The sequence below is a fragment of the Tropicimonas sp. IMCC34043 genome (assembly GCF_003390845.1).
In the GTDB taxonomy this organism is placed as follows: Bacteria; Pseudomonadota; Alphaproteobacteria; order Rhodobacterales; family Rhodobacteraceae; genus Tropicimonas.
In genome coordinates this window covers 733,373-752,848 of the sequence record NZ_QMEK01000001.1, presented here as the reverse complement: position 1 = coordinate 752,848, position 19,476 = coordinate 733,373, and the positions used below count along the sequence as shown (strand labels likewise).

General features: G+C 65.7%; 14 protein-coding genes. 8 read left to right on the top strand and 6 right to left on the bottom strand.

Translation table 11 applies throughout. The annotated features are described in order from the left end of the window. Nucleotides 1-14 precede the first annotated feature (14 nt). Nucleotides 15-1,160: a deoxyguanosinetriphosphate triphosphohydrolase gene (locus tag DQG17_RS03440; protein ID WP_116131371.1), complete on the bottom strand. Its 1,146-nt coding sequence runs from the start codon at nucleotides 1,158-1,160 to the stop codon at nucleotides 15-17. 78 nt (nucleotides 1,161-1,238) lie between these two features. Between DQG17_RS03440 and DQG17_RS03435 the strand changes: the two genes are divergently transcribed. The 3 genes from DQG17_RS03435 to DQG17_RS03425 all read left to right on the top strand — a co-directional run bounded on the left by DQG17_RS03435 (nucleotide 1,239) and on the right by DQG17_RS03425 (nucleotide 4,771). Continuing rightward, a complete protein-coding gene (locus DQG17_RS03435) occupies nucleotides 1,239-1,562 on the top strand; it encodes an iron-sulfur cluster assembly accessory protein (protein WP_116131370.1) in 324 nt (107 codons plus the stop codon). A gap of 219 nt (nucleotides 1,563-1,781) precedes the next feature. Continuing rightward, nucleotides 1,782-3,599 (top strand): translational GTPase TypA, encoded by a 1,818-nt coding sequence (gene typA / locus DQG17_RS03430; RefSeq protein WP_116131369.1) that lies wholly within the window; start codon nucleotides 1,782-1,784, stop codon nucleotides 3,597-3,599. A 215-nt stretch (nucleotides 3,600-3,814) separates the two neighbouring features. Next, entirely contained in the window at nucleotides 3,815-4,771 is a 957-nt protein-coding gene (locus tag DQG17_RS03425; protein WP_157973507.1) for a hypothetical protein, read from the top strand. A gap of 30 nt (nucleotides 4,772-4,801) precedes the next feature. Here the strand turns inward: DQG17_RS03425 and DQG17_RS03420 are convergent, their stop codons facing one another. The 5 genes from DQG17_RS03420 to DQG17_RS03400 all read right to left on the bottom strand — a co-directional run bounded on the left by DQG17_RS03420 (nucleotide 4,802) and on the right by DQG17_RS03400 (nucleotide 12,947). Then, nucleotides 4,802-5,089 (bottom strand): DUF1330 domain-containing protein, encoded by a 288-nt coding sequence (locus DQG17_RS03420; protein WP_116131367.1) that lies wholly within the window; start codon nucleotides 5,087-5,089, stop codon nucleotides 4,802-4,804. 3 nt (nucleotides 5,090-5,092) lie between these two features. Then, nucleotides 5,093-7,753 carry an alanine--tRNA ligase gene (alaS, locus tag DQG17_RS03415; protein ID WP_116131366.1) on the bottom strand — a complete coding sequence of 887 codons (2,661 nt, stop codon included), beginning with the start codon at nucleotides 7,751-7,753 and terminating at the stop codon, nucleotides 5,093-5,095. Between the two features lie 357 nt (nucleotides 7,754-8,110). Continuing rightward, nucleotides 8,111-9,187 carry a recombinase RecA gene (gene recA, locus DQG17_RS03410; protein ID WP_116131365.1) on the bottom strand — a complete coding sequence of 359 codons (1,077 nt, stop codon included), beginning with the start codon at nucleotides 9,185-9,187 and terminating at the stop codon, nucleotides 8,111-8,113. Between the two features lie 179 nt (nucleotides 9,188-9,366). Next, the gene (locus tag DQG17_RS03405; RefSeq protein WP_116131364.1) at nucleotides 9,367-11,667 is read right to left on the bottom strand and encodes an ATP-binding protein; all 2,301 of its coding nucleotides are present in this window, start codon (nucleotides 11,665-11,667) and stop codon (nucleotides 9,367-9,369) included. A 104-nt stretch (nucleotides 11,668-11,771) separates the two neighbouring features. Then, nucleotides 11,772-12,947, bottom strand: a complete 1,176-nt coding sequence (locus tag DQG17_RS03400; RefSeq protein ID WP_116131363.1) for an RsmB/NOP family class I SAM-dependent RNA methyltransferase — start codon at nucleotides 12,945-12,947, stop codon at nucleotides 11,772-11,774. Nucleotides 12,948-13,165: 218 nt separating this feature from the next. On the opposite strand from DQG17_RS03400, the gene DQG17_RS03395 reads away from it, so the two are divergent. The 5 genes from DQG17_RS03395 to DQG17_RS03375 all read left to right on the top strand — a co-directional run bounded on the left by DQG17_RS03395 (nucleotide 13,166) and on the right by DQG17_RS03375 (nucleotide 19,430). Beyond that, nucleotides 13,166-14,029 (top strand): alpha/beta fold hydrolase, encoded by an 864-nt coding sequence (locus DQG17_RS03395; protein WP_116131362.1) that lies wholly within the window; start codon nucleotides 13,166-13,168, stop codon nucleotides 14,027-14,029. Between the two features lie 235 nt (nucleotides 14,030-14,264). Then, the gene (gene purU, locus DQG17_RS03390; protein WP_116131361.1) at nucleotides 14,265-15,149 is read left to right on the top strand and encodes a formyltetrahydrofolate deformylase; all 885 of its coding nucleotides are present in this window, start codon (nucleotides 14,265-14,267) and stop codon (nucleotides 15,147-15,149) included. A gap of 247 nt (nucleotides 15,150-15,396) precedes the next feature. Continuing rightward, entirely contained in the window at nucleotides 15,397-16,578 is a 1,182-nt protein-coding gene (locus DQG17_RS03385) for an alpha-D-ribose 1-methylphosphonate 5-triphosphate diphosphatase (RefSeq protein ID WP_116131360.1), read from the top strand. Nucleotides 16,579-16,705: 127 nt separating this feature from the next. Further along, entirely contained in the window at nucleotides 16,706-17,923 is a 1,218-nt protein-coding gene (locus DQG17_RS03380) for a glycerophosphodiester phosphodiesterase family protein (RefSeq protein WP_116131359.1), read from the top strand. A 163-nt stretch (nucleotides 17,924-18,086) separates the two neighbouring features. After that, the gene (locus DQG17_RS03375) at nucleotides 18,087-19,430 is read left to right on the top strand and encodes a VPLPA-CTERM sorting domain-containing protein (RefSeq protein ID WP_116131358.1); all 1,344 of its coding nucleotides are present in this window, start codon (nucleotides 18,087-18,089) and stop codon (nucleotides 19,428-19,430) included. Nucleotides 19,431-19,476 lie beyond the last annotated feature (46 nt).

Below are 19,476 nucleotides of genomic sequence, written 5' to 3'. Positions count from 1 at the left end.
GCGCGCCGACGGTGTCAGGCGCAACCGACCAGCCGCGCATGTTCCTGCAGCGCGAATCGGTCGGTCATGCCCGCGATGTAGTCGGCCACGATTCGCGCCAGCGCCGTCGTGCCCTCGGCCCGCTCAATGGCGCCCTGCCAATCCTCGGGCAACAGGCCCGGGTCCTGCATGTAGAGCGGGAACAGATCCGCGATCACGACCGAGACCTGCTCGCGTTCAAGCATCACCGACGGTGCGCGGTACATGTGTTTGAAAAGAAAGGCACGGATCTCGTCGATCTCTCGCATCACGGCCGGTGAGAAGGCGATGACCGGGTGGCCAAGCAGGCGCACCGCCTGTGCATCCTTTGGCGCGGCCCCGGCCAGCCGCGCCCGCGAGGTGTCGATCACATCGCAGACCATGACACCGAAGACCCGGCGCAGCGCCTCGTGGCGCCGCCGCTTTGTGTCGAGCCCGGGCCAGAGCCGGTCGACCGCGGCATAGGCCGGCCCGACGATCGGCAGCGCCGCGACCTCGGCATCGCTGAACAGCCCGGCGCGCAGCCCGTCCATAAGGTCATGATTGTTATAGGCAATGTCATCGGCCAGGGCCGCCACCTGCGCCTCTGCCCCGGCGTGGGTCGAAAGCTCCAGATCGTGGCGGGCATTGTAGTCCGCCAGTCCATAAGGCAGCGGATCCGACACCGGCCCGTTGTGCTTGGCGATGCCTTCAAGGGTCTCCCATGTCAGGTTCAGACCGTCGAAGTCCGCATAATGGCGTTCGAGGGTCGTGACGATCCGGATCGCCTGGGCATTGTGATCGAACCCGCCATGCGGCGCCATCAGCGCATCGAGGACCTCTTCGCCGGTGTGCCCGAAGGGCGTGTGGCCGAGATCATGCGCCAGGGCCACCGCCTCGGTCAGCTCGGAGTTCAGCCCAAGCGCCCCCGCGATGGTCCGCGCCACCTGGGCGACCTCGATCGAATGGGTCAGCCGGGTGCGGAAATAATCCCCCTCGTGTTCGACGAACACCTGGGTCTTGTGTTTCAGCCGCCGGAACGCCGAGGAATGGATGATACGGTCGCGATCGCGCTGGAACGGCGAGCGGAATGTGCTCGATTCCTCGGCGAAGAGTCGGCCGCGGCTTTGCGCCGGGTCGCAGGCATAGGGGGCCAGGTCCATGGGAATCCTTGTTGCAACGGGCTATCGCGCATATATCCCGGAAATCAAGGAAATGCGACCGACCGCAAGAGGCTGCCCATGGAACTGACCATTCCCCCCAAAGTGACCGAGCGCGCCTTTGCCCGTCTGGCCGAGATCGGCGCCGCGCCAAAGGCGCTGCGCATCGCGGTCGAGGGCGGCGGCTGCTCGGGGTTTCAATACGACATCACGCTCGACGAACCCGCGGACGACGATCTGGTGATCGAGGGACAGGGCCAGAAGGTCGTGGTCGATACCGTGTCGCTGCCGTTTCTTGCAGACGCCACGATTGATTTCGCCGACGAACTGATCGGTGCCCGCTTTGTGATCGAGAATCCGAACGCGACCTCATCCTGCGGCTGCGGCACCAGCTTTTCGATCTGAACCTCGCGGCCGGCCGTCCGAGTCCCGCGCCCCGCGGCGGCGTTTCGGGTCGGCCGGACGGGGGGCTTTCCGCCCCCCGCGCGCCGTGCCGGCGCCCCCCCGAGGATATTTTCGAACAGAAGAAGGGCCGGGTGGGCCGCGGGAAGCGTGTGTCTGCTTTCCCGCTGGCCTTTTCTGCGGTTGCACGCTATCGCCGCGCCAACACCAGAAGGACACCTCATGGATCTGCGCAACATCGCCATCATTGCCCACGTTGACCACGGCAAGACCACCCTCGTCGACGAGTTGCTGAAACAATCCGGCGCCTTTCGGGAAAATCAGGCCGTGGCCGAACGCGCCATGGACAGCAACGACATCGAACGCGAGCGCGGGATTACCATTCTTGCCAAGGCGACCTCGGTCGAATGGCGGGGCATGCGCATCAATATCGTCGACACCCCGGGCCACGCCGATTTCGGCGGCGAGGTCGAGCGGATCCTGTCGATGGTCGACGGCGTCGTGCTGCTGGTCGATGCCGCCGAAGGGCCGATGCCGCAAACGAAGTTCGTTACCTCGAAGGCGCTGGCGCTCGGTCTGCGCCCCATCGTGGTGCTCAACAAGGTCGACAAGCCGGATGCCGAACCCGACCGGGCGCTGAACGAGGTGTTCGACCTGTTCTCGAGCCTCGATGCCGACGAGGACCAGCTCGATTTCCCGCACCTCTATGCGTCGGGCCGCGCGGGTTGGGCTGACGCCGAACTCGACGGGCCGCGCAAGGATCTGACGGCGCTCTACCAGTTGATCGTCAACCACGTGCCACGGCCGCGCCAGATCGCCCACAAGAACGACGATTTCAGCATGCTGGCGACCACGCTCGGCGCCGATCCCTTCATCGGCCGCACCCTGACCGGTCGGGTCGAGTCGGGCCACCTGAGGGTCGGCGCCACCGTCCAGGCGCTGAGCCGCGTCGGGCAGAAGATCGAACAGTTCCGGGTGTCGAAGATCCAGGCCTTTCGCGGGCTTTCGATGCAGGAGATCGACGAGGCCTCTGCAGGCGATATCGTGACCCTTGCCGGCATGTCCAAGGCAACCGTTGCCGACACGATCTGCGCACTGGCCGTCGATGTACCGCTGCCGGCGCAGCCGATCGATCCGCCGACGATCTCGGTCAGCTTCGGGATCAACAATTCGCCGCTTGCCGGACGGGACGGCAAGAAGGTGCAAAGCCGCGTCATCCGCGAGCGGTTGATGCGCGAGGCCGAGACCAACGTCGCGATCCGCGTCACCGACACGCCGGGCGGCGAAGCCTTTGACGTTGCCGGCCGCGGCGAGCTGCAGATGGGCGTGCTGATCGAGAACATGCGCCGCGAGGGCTTCGAGCTTTCGATCTCGCGGCCTCGGGTTCTGCTGCGCGAGGAAGACGGCAAGACGCTGGAGCCGATCGAAGAGGTCACCATCGACGTCGACGACGAATATGCAGGTGCCGTGATCGAAAAGATCACCGGCCCCCGCAAGGGCGAAATGACGGACATGCGGCAGACCGCGGGCAAGACCCGGATCATCGCCCATGTCCCGTCGCGCGGGCTGATCGGCTATCACGGCGAGTTTCTGACCGACACCCGCGGCACCGGGGTGCTGAACCGGGTGTTCTATACCTGGGCACCGCACAAGGGGCCGATCCAGGGGCGCCGCGCCGGCGTGCTTATTTCAATCGAAGATGGCGAGGCAGTCGCCTATGCGTTGTGGAACCTCGAGGAACGCGGACGGCTTTTCATCGGCCCGCAGGAGAAGGTCTATCAGGGCATGATCATCGGCGAGCACAGCCGCGAGAACGACCTCGAGGTGAACCCGCTTAAGGGCAAGAAGCTGACGAACGTCCGCGCCTCGGGCACTGACGAGGCGGTGCGCCTGACCACGCATATCCAGTTCACGCTCGAAGAGGCGATCGCCTATATCGACGATGACGAGCTGGTCGAGGTCACGCCAAACGCAATTCGCCTGCGAAAGAGGCTTCTGGATCCGCATGAACGCAAGAGACAGGCACGTTCTTCGATCTGAAGCCGATTGTCGCTGCAAGCGTAATCAATCTGCCGCACTGCGGCAGAGTGTTTTGCCGCTATCGTGAAATTTCCGGGATTTCGTCATATCGGGCCGAATTCCTTCGTGGATTCCTCGCATTTCGACGCTAAAGCTGTCCATAGCAGGTGCCACCGCGGCATCTGCGAAATACTCAATCGGAAAGCTTTAAGCAGATGGTGTGTGAAATCCAGACGATGCCGAGCGATACCGACAGCAACTTCGACCTTCTGACGAGTCTGGCCAACGCTGCGGCACTTGATCAACGTAAATGGGCCTGGTTCCTGCAAGCGCTCTCGGATGCGGCGGGAGGGATCAAGCTTCACCTGTTCAGTCAGGACCAGACCACGCGTTCGGTCCTTAGCCATATTACCCATGGCTATGATTCAAAATATCTCGACAGTTTCGAGACCTACTACCGCACGATGGACGTTCGTTCGTCGAGGATTGCGCGGCTTCCCGTCGGACGGGCCGTGATCAACCGGGACGTGTTATCCGACGAGGAGATGATGAGGACCGAGTTCTATGCCGAATGGTTGCGGCCGCAGGAAGACATCCTCGGCGGCGGCGTCATGGTACTCGAACGCGGCGCTGGCCGGTTGACCGCGATCGGGGGCAGCATCCGTCGCTGCGACCGCAGCAGGCTGGAGGCACCCTTCGTCCGGCTGCTGCAGCGCCTTGCCCCGGCCCTGCAGAACGCAATGACGGTGTCGCGCACCCTCGGCGAGCTGGCGCTCGAGAACCGGGTCTTGCGTGACAGCCTCGACCCCGAGATCTCGGCCATCCTGGCACTCGACCGGAACGGCCGGCTTCATTATACAAACTCCCGCGGCGAAAAACTCTGCCGCGAGGGGCGCGTCGTTCAGGTCAACTGGAACGCACAGTTGCGATTCGTCGAACCTCAGGCGCAAGCGGCCCTGGCACGGGCCCTGCATGACAACAGGCTTCCGGAAATTCGGGTCAGCCCGCCGTTCTTTATGCCCGAGAGCCCGCGCATGCAGTACATCTGCCGCACGACGCCGCTTGGCCCGGACGACGGACCCCTGCCCTGGATCGCCCCAGCCGGCCGCCTGGCGTCGGATTTTCTGCTGCTGGCCCTGGCGCCAATGGCCCGTCCGACCCCACGCGTCTCGCGTCAGCCGATCATCGGCTGACCCCGCATGCAGGGGCGGCGTGCGCCGCCCTCACTCGCTGGTTTCGACGATCAGGAGATCACGCTCGGATGCGCCGCGGGCATGGCTCAGCGCTTCCTGATAGCGCGGCGAGCGATAGCAGGCTTCGGCCGCCTCGACGCTTGGAAACCGCGCGACCACGTTGCGCGGTCTGTCCCTGCCTTCGAGTTGCACATAGCGTCCACCACGGGCAATGAAGACCCCGCCATGTTCGGCGATCGCCTCGGTGGCGATGGCGGCGTATTTTCCATAGGCCACCTCGTCGGTGACGGCGACATGAGCGATCCATAGTGCCGGCATGGTCTATCCTCCGATCACGGCTTCGGCGGCCTTGATGGCGGCGCTTGCATTGGCAATGTCCTTGCCGCCGCCTTGCGCCATGTCGGGCCGGCCACCGCCGCCGACGCCGCCCAGTTCGGCCACAGCCGCTTTCACAAGCTCGATTGCCGACACCCGGGCGAGCATGTCTTCGGTCACACCGGCGGCCACGGCCGCCTTGCCGTCGCCATCGGCGATCAGCAGCACCGCGCCCGAGCCCATGCGGGACTTGTGTTCGTCGATCAGGCTGCGCAGGTCCTTGCCGGTCACGCCGTGCAGCACCTGGGCCAGAAACGGCACGCCGTTGATCTCGCGCGTTTCCGGGCCTGCCCCACTTTTGCCACCGCCCGCCATCGCCAGATCCCGACGCAGTTGGGCCACCTCGGCCTGCAGCGCCTTGCGTTCCTCGACCAGACTGCGGACGCGTTCGACCGCATCGGCCTGCGGCGCCTTCATGGCCGCGGCGATCTCGGCCAGATGGCGGGATTGCTCGGCCAGATGGCGGCGCGCGTCCTCGCCGGTCAGCGCCTCGATCCGGCGCACGCCCGAGCTCGACGCGCTGTCGCCCAGAAGCACGAAGAGGCCGATGTCGCCGGTCCGCTTGACATGAGTGCCGCCGCAAAGCTCCAGCGACCAGGTCTGGCCGTCCGCACCCTTGCCCGAGGGCGCGCGGCCCATCGAAACCACCCGCACCTCGTCGCCGTATTTCTCGCCGAACAGCGCCTGCGCCCCGATCGCGCGCGCGTCGTCAGGGCTCATCACCCGGGTTTCGACCGGCGCGTTCTGGCGAATGAAGGCATTGACCTCGGCACTGATCGCCTCGAGGTCCTCGGCCGTCAGCGCCGCGTTGTGCGAAAAGTCAAAGCGGAGACGGTCGGCGGCGTTGAGCGAGCCGCGCTGTGCGACATGGCTACCCAGCCGCTCGCGCAGCGCTTCGTTCAGCAGGTGAGTCGCCGAGTGATTGGCGCGGATCGCACTGCGGCGGTCGTGATCGACCTCCAGCATCGCCCCGATACCCTTCGCAATCTTGCCCTCGGTCACCTCGGCGACATGGATGAAGACACCCGCGGCCTTTCTGGTGTCGGTGACCCTTGCCTTGCCGTCCTCGCTGACGATCCAGCCAGTGTCGCCGACCTGACCGCCCGATTCCGCATAGAACGGGGTCTGGTTCAGCACGATCTGGACGGTTTCGCCCGGAACGGCCGCGTCGATCTCGGCGCCGTCGCGCACCAGCGCCAGGATCTGGCCCTCGGCGGTCTCGGTGTCATAGCCGAGGAAATCGGTGGCGCCATGGGCCTCGGCCAGATCGAACCAGATCGTGGCATCCTTGGTCTCGCCCGAGCCGGCCCAGGCCGCCCGCGCCATCGCCTTTTGCGCCGACATGGCGGCGTCGAACCCCTTGGTATCGACGGTTCGCTGCTTTTCGCGCAGCGCATCCTGGGTCAGGTCGAGCGGGAAGCCATAGGTGTCATAAAGCTTGAATGCCGTCTCGCCCGGCAATTCGGCATCGTCGGGCAGATGCGTCAGTTCTTCGTCGAGCAGCCGCAGGCCGCGTTCAAGGGTCTGGCGGAACCGGGTTTCCTCGGTCTTCAGGGTCTCGGCGATCATCGCCTGGGCCTGCTGCAGCTCGGGATAGGCGCCGCCCATCTGGCGCACCAGTTCCGGCACCAGACGGTGCATCAGCGGATCCTGCGCGCCCAGCAGATGGGCATGGCGCATGGCGCGGCGCATGATCCGGCGCAGCACATAGCCGCGGCCTTCGTTCGACGGCATGACCCCGTCGGCAATCAGGAACGAGGTCGAGCGCAGGTGGTCGGCGATCACCCGGTGATGGGTGCGGCCCGGCCCGTCAGGGTCGCTCGAAGTGGCGTTGGCACTGGCCTCGATCAGCGCCCGCATCAGATCGGTCGCATAGTTGTCATTGGTGCCCTGCAGCAGCGCCGCAACCCGTTCGATCCCCATGCCGGTGTCGATCGACTTCTTCGGCAGTTCGATGCGCGAGCCGTCCTCGAATTGCTCGAACTGCATGAAGACGAGGTTCCAGATCTCGACAAAGCGATCGCCATCCTCTTCGGGACTGCCCGGAGGGCCGCCCCAGATGTGATCGCCGTGATCATAGAAGATCTCGGTGCAGGGACCGCAGGGGCCGGTCGGGCCCATCTGCCAGAAATTGTCGTTGGTCGGGATGCGGATGATCCGGTCGTCGGGCAGGCCCGCGACCTTCTTCCACAGATCGGCCGCCTCGTCGTCGGTGTGAAACACCGTCACCAGAAGCCGCGCGGGGTCGATCCCCAGTTCCTTGGTGACAACTTCCCAGGCGAAGGGAATCGCCTGATCCTTGAAGTAATCCCCGAACGAGAAGTTGCCCATCATCTCGAAGAACGTGTGATGCCGGTTGGTATAGCCGACATTGTCGAGGTCGTTGTGCTTGCCGCCGGCGCGCACGCATTTCTGCGCCGTCGTGGCGCGCGTATAGTCCCGCTGTTCGACCCCGGTGAACAGGTTCTTGAACTGCACCATGCCGGAGTTCGCGAACATCAGCGTGGGATCGTTGCGCGGCACGAGCGGCGAACTTGCCACCACCTCGTGACCCTGGCGGCGGAAATAATCGAGATAGGTGGATCGGATATCGTTCAGCGTGGGCATTTGGGTCTCCGGCGGTGGGCCGCGAAGGTGTAGCCGAGCGTCCCTTGGGTGTCCACCGGGAGTGTGCGGCGCAGGCAGAGGCGACCCCGGCGCTCCCGCCCGCGAGCAGCGCATCGCAGATGCGCTCTCGCCGGTTGGGCCGGGCACCGCCTGCGGCGGTGCGGTTGCGCTGAATGGCGTGCGGGATCGCGGGCGCGAGGCCGCCGTCGTCGTGCCGCGCCCGCGCCACGAGACAGCGAGACAGCGAGACAGCGAGACTGACGGACAGAAAAAGGGCGGGAACCCTGTCGGTCCCCGCCCTTTCCGGTTCAGCCCATGGCAGCCGGCGCCGCGCGCCCTGCCCTCAAGGCAAAGGCCTCAGGCCTCGACGACATCCTCGTCGCCGCTGTCGTGCTCGTTCATGTGGAAATCAAGCCCGTGGGCGGCGCGGATCTTGTCCTCGATCTCGAGCGCCATGGCCTTGTTTTCCTTCAGAAAGGTCTTGGCATTTTCGCGGCCCTGACCGATCCGCTCGTCGCCATAGGAATACCAGGCGCCGGATTTCTCGACCACGCCGGCCTTGACGCCAAGGTCGATCAACTCGCCGGTCTTCGAGATCCCCTCGCCATACATGATGTCGAATTCGACCTGCTTGAACGGCGGCGCAACCTTGTTCTTGACCACCTTGACGCGGGTGGAATTGCCGACAACCTCGTCCCGATCCTTGATTGCGCCGATCCGGCGGATATCGAGCCGCACCGAGGAGTAGAATTTCAACGCGTTGCCGCCCGTCGTCGTCTCGGGGCTGCCGAACATCACGCCGATCTTCATCCGGATCTGGTTGATGAAGATCACCATGCAGTTCGAGCGCGAGATCGAACCCGTGAGCTTGCGCATGGCCTGGCTCATCAGGCGGGCGTGAACGCCAAGAGAGCTGTCGCCCATATCGCCTTCGAGTTCGGACTTCGGGGTAAGGGCCGCGACAGAATCGATGACCACCATGCTGATCGCACCGGACCGGACCAGCGTGTCGGTGATCTCGAGCGCCTGTTCGCCGGTATCGGGTTGCGAGATCAGCAATTCGCCAAGATCGATCCCGAGCTTCCTGGCATAGAGCGGATCAAGCGCGTGTTCGGCATCGACAAAGGCGCAGACCCCGCCCTTTTTCTGTTCTTCGGCAATGCAGTGCAGCGTCAGCGTCGTCTTGCCCGAGCTTTCGGGGCCATAGATCTCGATGATCCGTCCTTTGGGCAGGCCGCCGATGCCAAGCGCGATATCGAGCCCGAGCGAGCCGGTCGAGGTCGACTCGATCTCGGCCACCGGATTGTCGCTGCCCAGCCGCATGATCGAGCCCTTGCCGAACTGCCGTTCGATCTGCGCCAGCGCCGAGTCGAGCGCCTTCTCTTTGTCGGTGGGTCGCTTGTCAGCCATATCCAGAAGGTTCGCCGTCGCCATTATTTCCGTCCTTATTTCACAGGCCGCGCGCGGCGGCAATGACCGCTCATGTTCGCCTCTTGTTCTCACCCTCTATGAGGTCAAAAGGAGAACATTTCAAGTAAATTCGTGTGAAATCAACCTTGCCGGCGAGTGGTTAAGGAGTGGTGAATGGCTGTCTTCGGCTGGACCGGCGACAGCTATTGGATCTGGTCGCGCACCGTGGCCGTCAGTTCGTTGAGCGAGAACGGCTTCGGCAGGAAGACCGAGTTCGGGATCCGCGCCTGTTCGTTCGAGAAACTCTCCTCGGCATAGCCCGACACGAAGACCACCCTTGTATCGGGGCGTTTTTCCAGTGCCATCCGGACCCAGGTCGGCCCGTCGATGCCCGGCATCACCACGTCTGTGACAAAGACGTCGACCGCCAGGTCATCGTCTTCCAGTATGCGCAGCGCCTCTTCCGCATTCTCGGCCTCGAGCACGGTATAGCCGCGCAGGCGCAGCGCGCGCGAGGCAAAGGCCCTGACCGGCGCCTCGTCCTCGACCAGCAGGACAACGCCCTCGCCCTGATGGAAGGACTGGGCCTTCGCCGCCACCGTGGCCGCCGCAACGACGCTCGCCGGCGTCTCGTAGGCGGGGAAATAGAGAGAGAACGTCGTCCCTTCGCCCACCACCGAGTCGACGAAGATATAGCCGCCGGTCTGCTTGACGATGCCGTAGGCCGTCGACAGCCCCAGCCCCGTGCCCTCGCCGGTGCGCTTGGTGGTGAAGAACGGCTCGAAGATCTTGGTCAGCTTGTCGACGGGAATGCCAACACCCCTGTCGATGACGCGCACCACGGCATAATCGCCCGGCTGCACCTTGGCGCGGTCGCGTACCAGCGTCTCGGTGATCCGCACGGCCTCGGTCGCGATCCGGATCTGGCCGCCGTCGGGCATGGCGTCGCGGGCGTTGACCACGAGGTTCATCATCACCTGCTCGAGCTGGCGTTTGTCGGCCCGGATCGGTCGCATCGCGGGATCGTGCGTCAGCGTCAGCGTCACCTTCTCGCCCACCAGGCGGTTCAGAAGATGGGTCAGGTCGGACAGCGTATCGCGCAGGTCGAGCACCTCGGGCTGCAGGTTCTGCTTGCGCGAAAACGCCAGAAGCTGGCCAACGAGGCTCGCCGCACGATTGGCGTTCTGGTTGATCTGCACCAGATCGCCATAATCGGGGTCACCCTGGTCGTGCCGCAGCATCAGCAGGTCGCAATGCCCCGAGATCGCCGTCAGCAGATTGTTGAAGTCATGCGCCACGCCGCCCGCAAGCTGGCCGATCGCCTGCATCTTCTGGCTCTGCACGAACTGGGCCTCGAGCGTCTTGAGCTCGGTGGCATCGTTCAGCACCGCCACCAGATGGATCTCGCCGTCTTCGACCACCCGGCCGAGGGTGAATTGAAGATAGAGCTCCTTGTCGCCGGTGCTGGCGCGCACGAATTCCGGCCGGCCGAGGCCGCGCCCGGCGGCTGCCTCGCCCAGCCAGTCGGTCACCGAACGGCCAAGCCCTTCGACGATGGTATGCAATTCGCGCCCCGGCGTCGCCGCCGGTCCAAGAAGCGCCCGCGCCTGCCGGTTCGCTGCCTCCAGGCATCCTTCGCGGCTCAGCCGCAACAAGGCCACCGGAAGCCCGTCGAGGCTGGCATCGGTCGGCGCAGGGTCTGCGGTCGCCGCCAGTCCATCGAGCGGGACCACAAAGACCTCGCGGCGCCCGCCGGCGTCGTCGAGGGCAATCGCGCGCACACGCCGCTCACCCTCGGCGGTCACCACATCGATCACCCGGTCCGAGACCAGCGGGAGGTCGCGGAACACCTGGTCGAGCGTCTTCGCAGGGCGTCCGAGGAAGGACCGCATCGCACCGTTCATCGACAGGATCGCGCCGCTGCGGTTCGTCGTCAGCATCGGCAGGCGCAACTCGGCCGCGGTGTCTTCGGACCCGTCGGTATCGCTCAGGTCCTCAAGCCGCCACAGAAACCGGTCGCGGCCGATCTGGTGCACCGACAGGCGCGCATGACCCTGAGGGGTATGAAGATCCTCGCGCCCTGCGCCACCGGCTTCGACCATGTTCTGCAGCCGAGCGAGGACCGCGGCCGGATTGGCGAACAGATCGCGCAGGACCCGCGCCAGGGTATCACCGTCGCTGGCGCCGAACCGGGCCGTGGCGGCACGGTTTCGCACCAGAATTCGCCCCTCGCCATCGGTCGAAAAGCTCGGGCTGGTGTCGTTTTCCATGAAGGTCTCGATCGACCCGCCGATCGCGCGCTGCCGCGCCGTCATGCGTCGCGTCGCCCAGGAGATGATTACCGCCAGCGACGCCAGTGCCGCGCCGGCAGAGCGCAGCATCCACCTTGACACCTCGCCCTCGACCAGAATCGCCGCGCAGAACAGGACCAGAGCCCCGGCAATCAGGTGGGGCAGCCGCCCGCCATAGGCTTCGGCCAGCCGAATTGCCGGGTTAGACGCCATGGCAGAACTCGACACGTTTTCCTCCGTTGCGACTCGGGTGCGGCCATTGCGCCGAGAAATCGTTAACCGCCGCTTAAACTCCGTTTCATCCGGCGGATTCTGGATCATCCCACGGATTTCCTGCGGAAAACCGCCAAGAAGAAGCCGTCGCCGCCGGCCAGCGGGGACAGCCGCAGGCGGCTTTCCTCCTGCCACCCGGGATGCTCGGAAAGGAACCGATCCGCCTGATCCTCGTTCTCCTGGCGCAGCACCGAACAGGTGGCATAGGCAAGCGCTCCGCCCGGCGCCGTCAGCGCCGCCGCCTGCGCAAGGACCTGATGCTGCAGCCCGGCCAGTTCATCGAGCCGCTCGCGCGTCAGCCGCCAGCGCGCCTCCGCCTGCCGCCGCCAGGCGCCGCTGCCGGAACAGGGCACGTCGGCCACGACCAGCGCGTAAGGTCCCTGTTGCGCGGCCTCATGCGGGGCGAGAACCCGGATATCGGCGCCGGCCCGCCGGGCGCGCTCGGGCAGATCGCGCATTCGCCCGGGGTCGATGTCATGGGCGCGTATCGGCTGCCCCGAGCGAGCCGCAAGCGCCAGCGCCTTGCCGCCACCGCCGGCGCAATAATCGAGGATCGCCGCGCCGGGTCCGGGCAGCGGGATCGCCGCACAGACCGCCTGCGACGCGGCGTCCTGCAACTCGACCAGCCCGTCGCGCCAGGCGGCCGATCCCTGTACCCGTCGCGCACCCGCGGTGACGCGCAACGCGGTATCGGCCAGCGCATGTGGCTCGGCCTCGACGCCGTCGCGGGCAAGCGCCGCCTGCGCCGCCTCGCGGTCGCCGCGGGCGGTGTTGACGCGCAAAAACACCTCGGCCCGGCTCTGGAACAGCGCCATCACCGCGTCGAAATCCTCTCCGAGGCTGCCGCGCAGATCGGGCACGATCCAGTCGGGGCAATCGAGCGCCTCGGCCTCGGTCATCTGCGCCACATGATCCGCCTCGGCGGCAGTCAGCGGGGCAAGCGCATGGCCTATCCCGGTCAGAAGCGCCTCGGGCGCCGCGCCGCGCGCCCTGAGCAGCCCGATCATCAGGCCACGCCCGGTTTCGGCCCCGCCAAGCGCCGCGGCCGAGCGGCGCTGGCGGATTGCATCGTAGACCAGATCGCGCAGGGCAGCACGGTCGCTCGACCCCGCAAAGCGGCTGTGCCGCGCCCAGGTGGTCAGCACCTTTTCCGCCGGTTCTCCGGCGAGATAGCTGTCGAGGATCCCGGCCGCCGCGGCAACCCGCGCCTCGGGGGTCACAGCCGCGGCCGATCAATGAGAGAAAGCGCTGAGACCATTCCGAGCCCTCCCGTCCGCACCGGACATTGCCACGTTCGCGGTGTTCTAACGCAAGCGCCGATCGGAAGACAGCGCCGATCGGCATTGCACCGCCCAAAGCCCCGGAATCGCTGGACCTGCGGCCGCCCGGCAGCCATCCTGCCGGCAAGCATATCACACCGGGTTCGGCGGAGGGGCACGTGACACAGGTGGACATTGGCGGGCTGAGGCTGGGGCTTCGGATCTGGGGCGACGGGCCGGTGACCGTGGTGTTCATCCACGGCAATCTTGCCAGCAAGGACTGGATCAGCCTGGCCGCGCCGCATTTCCCGGCCGACCTGCGCGTGGTCGGAATCGACTGGCGCGGCTGTGGCGACAGCGACCGGCCGCCGGCGGGCGAGGATTGTGCCGATTATGCCATTGCCCGCCACGCCGAGGACATGCTGGCGGCGCTCGATGCGCTCGACATTCCGTTCTGCCACCTTCTCACGCATTCGACCGGCGGCATCATCTCGACCCGCATGCTGCTGGAAAAGCCCGCGCGCTTTGGCCGGGTGCTGGCGCTTGACCCCGTGGCTCCGATGGGCCTGCCATTCGCGTCCGGGACCATCGAGATCTTCCGCGCCATGGGACAGGATCGCGAGTTGATGCGGACCGTGCTGGGCAGCACCGCGGCGCCGACCCTGTTCCGGCCCGAAACCCTCGTCCCCGGCCAGCGGCCCGAATATGCACTGCCCGACAGCCCCGAGGCGGCGCTGTTCGAGGCCTGCGTCGATCAGGCACTCGGCGTATCCGAGGGTGTGCTGGTCGGCACCCCGATCAATCTGACGAAGGAACATGCCAGCGGCGAGCTTGTCCGCCGGATGGCCGAGATCGCCCATCCCCATCTCGTGTTGCTGGGCGCGCTCGACCGGATCATTCCGCTGGCGGACATGAAGCGCATGGCGGCCGAGATGCCCGATTGCCGGTTGGTGCAGGTGCCGGGCGTCGGCCACTCCATGAACATCGAGGATCCGTCCCTGTTTGCCGGATATGTCGGCGCATGGTTCGGCGGGCTCGGATGACCGCGCACCACGCCACGGCGCGGGCTGCGGCCGGTCCCGGGACCTGACTGTTGCGTCGGACGCGGAAGGCACGCCGCCCTGCGCGGATCGGAAATCTGCGGCGCGGATCGGAATGAAGGCGCCGGCTGCCTGGCGCCGCGACACTGGTCGCGACACGCTTGCGGTGCTTTTGGGGTTTTGGCCCGGCGCCTTACGGGGCAAAGATGCGCCACCCTGAACCTGCCCCGGACACCCAATGACGACCTTCGCCCTGACCGTCACCTGCTCCACGACCCGCGGGATCGTGGCCGCGATCTCGACCTTTCTCTCCGATCATGGCTGCAACATCACGGATTCCCACCAGTTCGACGATCAGGAGACCAACCGCTTCTTCATGCGCGTCGGCTTTGGCAGCGAGGAGGGCCGCACGCCCGACGAACTGAGCCATGAGTTTGCCGCCATCGCCGAACGGTTCGGTATGGACTTTGCCTTCCACGACATGACGCAGAAGATGAAGGTCCTGATCATGGTCTCGCACTTCGGCCACTGCCTGAACGACCTGCTCTATCGTTGGCGGATCGGGGCGCTGCCGATCGACATCGTCGGCGTGGTGTCGAACCATCTGGAATACCAGAAACTGGTCGTGAACCACGACATTCCGTTCTTCTATGTCAAGATCACCAAGGCCACCAAGGCCGCGGCCGAGGCCCAGCAAATGGCGATCATCGAGGAGACCGGCGCCGAACTTGTGGTGCTCGCCCGCTATATGCAGGTTCTGTCGGAACAGATGTGCAAGGCGATGTCGGGGCGGCTGATCAACATCCACCACTCCTTCCTGCCAAGCTTCAAGGGCGCGAACCCCTATCGTCAGGCCTATGAGCGGGGGGTGAAGCTGATCGGGGCGACCTCGCATTATGTCACCGCAGACCTCGACGAGGGGCCGATCATCGAACAGGACACGGTCCGGGTGACCCATGCCCAGTCTGCGGCCGACTATGTCTCGATCGGGCGCGACGTGGAATGCCTGGTGCTGGCGCGCGCGATCCATGCCCATATCCACCACCGGGTGTTCGTGAACGGGCACAAGACGGTGGTGTTTCCGGCCAGCCCCGGAAGCTATGCCTCGGAACGCATGGGCTGATCCCCGGCCGGGCCTTGCCGCCGGGCGGGGACCCGCGCGGCGATGGCGCCGCTGCGCGGCGCGGGCTGCGCCCGGCCCAGTCCGGTCCGGAAGGCGGCAGGCTCGGGGCCTGTCACGGCAGCCAGCGCTGCGCGAATGCCCTTCGGTCAATCGACTGTGATCCTGCGGCAACTTGTTGTCACACGGCCGATACAGTTGCGAGCTATCCACAGCAAACACTGTCAGTCGAGACAATCCCGAGACCGCGATGCACAAGCTGCTTCCGCCCATGCGCTTCACCGGCGCCCAGATCCTGCGCGACGGCGAATTGCAGCGTCGTTCCCTGGCCATTGCCGATGGCCGGATCACCAAGGGTCCGCTGCCCGAGGTCGACATGCACGGCTATCTGCTGCTGCCCGGGATCATCGATCTGCACAGCGACACGCTGGAACGCCACATCGCCCCGCACTCGCACGCCGACTTCGACCTTCGGCTTGCCCTGGCGGCCGTTGACCGCGAAGCCGCCGCCAACGGCGTGACGACCGCCTGGCTGGCGCAGGGCTGGTCCTGGGAGGGCGGGCCGCGCGATCCGGACTTTGCCGAACGGGTGCTGGCGGCACACGCGCTCTATCGTGCGCAGGCGGGCACCGACCTCAGGATCCAGTTGCGCTGCCAGACCCATCTGATCGATACCGCCGACCGGATGCTGGCGGCGATCCGGCGCCACGACGTCGGCTATGTCGTCTTCAACAACCATCTGGAACGGGCAATCGACCGTGCCCGCGACCGCCCGGGCGAGGCCGAGATCGACGCCGCGCGGGCCGGACGCAGCGGCGCCGAGCAGACCGCGCTGATCGCCGCGCTGAAGGCGCGCGACCGCGAGGTGCCGCGCCATCTCTGCCGGCTGGCCGATGCCTTCGACATTCTGGGCGTGCGCTATGGCTCGCACGACGATCCCGATGGCGAGACCCGCGAGACCTATTCGATGATCGGCGCCAGCATCGCGGAATTTCCGCTGAGCCGCCGTGCCGCCGCCGCCGCCAAGGCGATGAACGATCCGGTCTTGCTGAGCGCGCCCAATGTGGTCCGCGACGGCAGCCATGCCGGCAACCTGCGGGCCGCCGACATGATCGCCCAGGGTCTTTGCGACGCGCTGGTGTCGGACTTCTACTATCCCGCACTTGCGCAGGCGGCGTGGAAGCTGGCCGACAGCGGATTGCGCGACTTGCCGGCGGCCTGGGCCATGATCTCGTCGAAGCCGGCGCAAATCCTGCGCCTGCACGACCGCGGCACGCTCGATTTCGGCCGCCGCGCCGACCTGGTGGCGGTGAACGTCCATACACGTGCCGTCGAAATGACGATTGCGGGCGGTGTGCTGACCTATCTCGCCCAGGGCGCCGCGTGCCGTTTTACCCGCGCGCCGCAGATCCTCGACATCGCGGCAGAATAGCCGACAGACGGCACAGCGCGCCGTCACGAAAGGTTTACGGAAACCACATCCTTCCGTCACCAATCCCTTACCGGACTGACAATATCCCGCGTCATACCCGCCTCGAAACACCTGTCCGGGGATCGAGATGAAAAAGACAACTGCCGCTCTAGTCCTGCCCTTCGCGCTGCTTGCCGGCGCCGCCATGGCCAACGACGTGATCGAGGTGGGCGTTCGCCCGCTCTATCTGGTCGACCGCATGGAAGACGGCCCGCTCAAGGACAAGCTGACCGCCTGCATGGGCCAGCCGGTACACCGCACCCAGTTCTCGATCGGCCACCGCGGGGCACAGATGCAATTCCCCGAGCATTCCGCCGAGGCCAATATCGCGGCCGCCCGTCAGGGCGCCGGCGTGCTCGAATGCGACGTGACCTTCACCAAGGACAAGACCCTCGTCTGCCGTCACGCCCAGAACGACCTGCACACCACGACGAACATCCTGGCCACGCCGTTGGCCGAAACGTGCGTCACGCCCTTCACGCCGGCCTCGGGCGATCAGCCCGCGACGGCCGAATGCCGGACCTCGGAACTGACGGTCGACGAGTTCAAGTCGCTGACGCCGAAGATGGACGCCGCCGACAAGACCGCGACCAATGTCGCGGACTACATGAACGCCACGGCGGGCTGGCGCACCGATCTCTATGCCGTCGAGCCGACCACCATCATGACCCACGCCGAGTCGATTGCGCTGTTCAAGTCGCTCGGGGCCAAGTTTACCCCCGAGTTGAAAAGCGCCTCGGTCGATATGCCGTTCGACGGCATGACCCAGGCCGACTATGCCCAGAAGCTGATCGACGAATACAAGACCGCCGGCATCCCGGGCTCCGACGTCTTCGCGCAGTCGTTCAACCTCGACGACATCCTCTACTGGATCGCCAACGAACCGGAATACGGCGCCAACGCGGTCTATCTGGTCGAATGGGAAGACGGCGTGTTCGACGAGCAGGACCCGAGCACCTGGAACGAGGATTTCGCCGATCTGAAGGCCAAGGGCGTCAACTACCTTGCCCCCTCCATGAACATGCTCGTCACCGCCGACGGCGACAAGATCGCGGCGAGCGAGTATGCCAAGGCCGCCAAGGCCGCGGGCCTGAAGCTGATCACCTGGTCGCTCGAACGCTCCGGCCCGCTGTCTGCCCCCGGGGGCGGTGGCTGGTACTATCTGTCCACCAACGACATCATTCACAGCGACGGCCAGATGTACGAACTGGTCGACGTGCTGGCCCAGGACGTGGGCGTCGTCGGCATCTTCTCGGACTGGCCCGCGACCGTCAGCTACTATGCCTCCTGCATGGGTCTGAACTGAGTTTCATCCGTCCATTTTCCATAGCCGATCGGAGCACCCCAAGGGGTGCTCCATTTTTTTCGGCAAGCTCGTCACAAAACTGTGCCGGAACCGCCTTAACCACTGCTTTCCATTCCTGCCAACAACCTGCCCTGGCCGCCGCGCCAGCGGATACGAGGACATCATGAACCGCCATCTCCTTTGCACCGCCGCCCTTCTGACCCTGCCCTTTGCCGCAAGCCCTGCCCTCGCCTGCTCGGTCTCGGCGCTGTCCGTGACCTGTTCGGGCGTCAGTTCCGGTTTCGAGGATGACACCGACGGGCTGAGCATCCTGGTCGAGTCCGGCGCAACCGTGCAGGATAATGGCGATACGCTGAAGGGCGAAGGCAACGGGGTCACGATCACCAACGACGGCACGGTGATCAGCGACAGCAAGGACGCCATCGACTGGGGCGACATCGACAACGGCACCGGCACAGACCTTTCGATCACCAACAATGGCAAGCTCACCGCCGCAAAGGACGGGATCAACGCCGCCGACGATTTCCACATCGAGAACTTCGGGACCATCGAGGCGGGCGACGACGGAATTCAGGCCGGCAACGGCAAGGGATCGGGCACGATCGGCATTCTGAACGGCGCTTCCGGGCTGATCGACACCGAGGACAAGGCGATCACCGTCGGCGACGGCGTCTGGCTTTTTAACGAAGGCACGATCGATTCCGGCAACGAGGCCTTCGAGGCCGGCAATGACGCGCGGGTCACCAACAAGGGCACGATCACCGCGTTCGAGGACGGCGTACAGGTCGGCACCGGCGCCCGGATCGACAACTACGGAGCGATTGTCAGCACCGGGAATGACGGCGACGGCATCGACATCGACGACGGTACGATCATCAACTATGCGGGCGCCTCGATCACCGTCGCGGGGTCGGCCGGGATCGACTATGACGCGGGCGGCGACAGCAGCGTCGAGAACTATGGCCTGATCGAAGGCGTCGAGGGCATCATGGTCGAGACCGGCCTCGACGCAGCCGGCAACCCGAATGGCGAGGTCGGCAACGTCGCTGTCCAGAAGATCCTGAATGCCGGCACGATCCGCGGCACCGGCGGCACCGCGCTGCTGCTCGGTGAAGGCAACGACGTGCTCGAGCTGCTCGACGGCGCCATCGTCGATGGACTGTCGGACTTAGGCGACGATGACGACAGCCTGATCTTTTCCAGCCTGTCCTATGGCACGGACGGCTTCGACAGCCTGTTCGACGGCGGCGAGGGCACCGACACCGTCAGCTTTACCTTCGACATCTCGAACCTGGCCACGGCGACGCTCGACGCGGGCATCCTGACACTCGCCTTTGGCGATGCGGTCGGGCTGGGCGATCTGGACCTGACGAATTTCGAGGTCTTCGACTTCGCCGGCACCGCCTATACGATCAACGATCTGGTCCCGGCCGTGCCGCTGCCTGCAGGCGCGATCCTGCTTGGAACCGCCCTCGCGGGGTTCGGCGCGGTGCGCCGCCGCCGCTGAACCGGCCGCGGCAAGCAAACCTCCGATGGCCCCGGCACAGCCCGGG